The organism is Streptomyces flavofungini, assembly GCF_041028215.1.
In the GTDB taxonomy this organism is placed as follows: domain Bacteria; phylum Actinomycetota; class Actinomycetes; order Streptomycetales; family Streptomycetaceae; genus Streptomyces; species Streptomyces flavofungini_B.
The window spans coordinates 1-3048 of sequence record NZ_JASKYR010000869.1 but is presented as its reverse complement, the minus strand read 5'-3'; the positions used below and the strand labels follow the sequence as shown (position 1 = coordinate 3048).

Genomic DNA, 3048 nt, shown 5'->3' with positions numbered 1-3048 from the left:
CATCTCCTCCGAACTGCCCGAGCTGCTCGGGATGTGCGACCGGATCTACACGATGGCCGAGGGCCGCCTGACCGGCGAGGTCACGCGCGCGGAGGCCACCCAGGAAGTGCTCATGCGCCATATGACCAAGACGAGAAGCAAGAGCTGAGGGCCCGCCATGACCACCACGACCACTCCCCCGAAGGACTCCTCCGCCGCCCCGCCGCCGGTCACCCGGCGGGCCGGTGCGCTGCTCGTCGAGAGCATGCGTGCCAACATGCGCCAGTACGGCATGCTCATCGCCCTGGCGTTCATCGTCGTGCTCTTCCAGATCTGGACCGACGGCACGCTGCTGCTGCCCAACAACGTCTCCAACCTGATCCAGCAGAACGGCTACATCCTCATCCTGGCCATCGGCATGATGATCGTCATCATCGCCGGTCACATCGATCTGTCCGTCGGCTCACTGGTGGCGTTCGTCGGCGCCATGTCGGCGGTGATGATGGTCAAGCACGACATGCCGTGGGTGCTCGCCCTGGTCCTCTCGCTGCTCATCGGCGCGGTGGCGGGCGCCTGGCAGGGCTTCTTCATCGCCTACGTCGGCATCCCGTCGTTCATCGTGACACTGGCCGGGATGCTGCTCTTCCGCGGTCTCACCCAGATCGTCCTCGAAGGGCAGTCGCTCTCGCCCTTCCCCGACGGCTTCCAGAACATCGCCAAGGGCTTCATCCCGGAGATGGGCCCGTACACGCAGTACCACAACCCCACGCTGCTGCTCGGCCTCGCCACCGTCGCCTTCCTGCTCTTCCGCGAGGTGCGGGACCGCGGGCGGCAGCAGGCGTTCGAGCTCGATGTGCTGCCGCGGGGGCTGTGGGTGGCGAAGTGCGTGGCGATGACGGCCGCGGTGGTGGCGTTCACGCTGACGCTGGCGAGCTTCCACGGTGTGCCGGTCGTCATGCTGGTCATGTGCGGTCTGCTCATCGGCCTCGGTTATGTGATGCGCAACGCGGTCGTCGGCCGCCATGTCTACGCCCTCGGCGGCAACAAGGCCGCCGCGATGCTCTCCGGCGTCAAGGACAAGCGCGTCACCTTCCTGGTCTTCGTCAACATGGGTGTCCTCGCCGCGCTCGCGGGCTGTGTGTACGCGGCCCGCCTCAACGCGGGCACCCCGCAGGCGGGCCTCAACTTCGAGCTGGAGGCGATCGCGGCCTCGTTCATCGGCGGCGCGTCGATGAGCGGCGGCGTGGGCACGGTCATGGGCGCCGTCATCGGCGGCCTGGTGCTCGGCGTCCTCAACAACGGCATGTCGCTCGTCGGCATCGGCACCGACTACCAGCAGGTCATCAAGGGCCTCGTCCTCCTCGCGGCGGTCGGCTTCGACGTGTGGAACAAGCGCAAGGTCGGCCGCTAGCGGCCGGGCCGGACCTCAGCCCGCGTACGGGTCGGGCACCGTGCCCGGCCGCGCGAGGAACGCGAAGTCGCAGCCCGTGTCGGCCTGGGTGATCTGCTCGCTGTAGAGCGCGCCGTACCCCCGCTCGTAGCGCGCGGGCGGCGGTGTCCACTCGGCGCGCCTGCGTGTCAACTCGGCCTCGTCCACGCCGAGATGCAGCCGCCGTTCCGCGACGTCGAGGGTGATGGGGTCCCCGGTGCGGACGAGGGCGAGCGGCCCTCCGACATACGACTCGGGCGCCACGTGCAGCACGCACGCGCCGTAGGAGGTGCCGCTCATGCGCGCGTCGGAGATCCGCACCATGTCCCGCACCCCCTGTCTGAGCAGGTACTCGGGGATCGGCAGCATCCCGTACTCGGGCATGCCGGGTCCGCCCTTGGGGCCCGCGCCGCGCAGCACGAGGACGTGGTCGGGGGTGATGCCGAGGGCCGGGTCGTGGATGGTGCCCAGCATCGTGCGGTAGTCGTCGAAGACGACGGCGGGGCCGGTGTGGCGCAGCAGACCCGGGTCGGCGGCGATGTGCTTGATGACGGCGCCGTCCGGGCAGAGGTTGCCGCGCAGGACGGCGACGCCGCCCTCGGCGGCGACCGGGTTGTCCCGGGGGCGGATGACGTCATCGTCGTGCACCCGGGCCCCGGCGAGCTGCTCGCGCAGGGTGTCGTGGGCGACGGTGGGCCGGTCCAGGTGGAGCAGGTCGGTGATGCGCGAGAGGAAGCCCGGCAGGCCGCCCGCGAAGTGGAAGTCCTCCATCAGGTACTTCTCGCCGCCGGGCCGTACGTCGGCGAGGACCGGCACCGTACGCGCGACGCGGTCGAAGTCGTCCAGGGTGAGCCGCACTCCGGCGCGGCCCGCCATCGCGATCAGATGGATGACGGCGTTGGTGGAGCCGCCGAGCCCGAGGACGGTGGTCACCGCGTCCTCGAAGGCGTCGGCGGTGAGCAGGTGCGTGAGCCGCCGGTCCGCGCGCACGAGACCGACGATGCGCAGTCCTGCGGCGGCCGCCATCCTGTCGTGCCCGGAGTCGACGGCGGGGATCGAGGAGGCCCCCGGCATGGTCACGCCGAGCGCCTCGGCCGCCGCGGTGAGGGTGGCGGCGGTGCCCATCGTCATGCAGTGGCCCGGCGAGCGCGCGAGGCCGCTCTCCAGTTCGGCGAGCTCGCAGTCGCCGATGAGCCCGGCGCCCCGGTCGTCCCAGTACTTCCACATGTCGGTGCCGGAGCCGAGCCGCTCGCCCCGCCAGTGGCCGGGCAGCATCGGCCCGGCGGGCACGAAGACGGCCGGCAGGTCGACGCTGGCGGCGCCCATGAGCAGCGCGGGTGTCGTCTTGTCGCAGCCGCCCAGCAGCACGGCACCGTCCACCGGGTAGGAGCGCAGGAGTTCCTCGGTCTCCATGGCGAGGAGGTTGCGGTAGAGCATGGGGGTGGGCTTCTGGAAGGTCTCGCTGAGCGTGGAGACGGGGAACTCCAGCGGGAAGCCACCGGCCTGCCACACGCCGCGCTTGACCGCCTGGGCGCGGTCGCGCAGGTGGGAGTGGCAGGGGTTGATGTCGGACCAGGTGTTGAGCACGGCGATGACGGGCTTGCCGAGGTGCTCCTCGGGGAGGTAGCCGAGCTGGCGGG

The 3048-nt window shown here is 70.7% G+C and carries 2 protein-coding genes; one reads left to right on the top strand and one right to left on the bottom strand.

Annotated features, from left to right (window positions below; all coding sequences use genetic code 11):
* The first annotated feature begins 157 nt into the window (after window positions 1-157).
* Window positions 158-1390, top strand: a complete 1233-nt coding sequence (mmsB, locus tag AB8Z36_RS35780) for a multiple monosaccharide ABC transporter permease (RefSeq protein ID WP_369217558.1) — start codon at window positions 158-160, stop codon at window positions 1388-1390.
* A 15-nt stretch (window positions 1391-1405) separates the two neighbouring features.
* On the opposite strand, the gene AB8Z36_RS35775 is transcribed toward mmsB, so the two are convergent.
* The coding region (locus AB8Z36_RS35775; RefSeq protein ID WP_369217557.1) for an IlvD/Edd family dehydratase at window positions 1406-3048 on the bottom strand (1643 nt) is incomplete at its 5' end.

What these genes read in the sequence shown, in the direction of transcription:
- mmsB (WP_369217558.1), top strand. Translation starts at nt 158, where the DNA reads ATGACCACCACGACCACTCCCCCGAAGGACTCCTCCGCCGCCCCGCCG.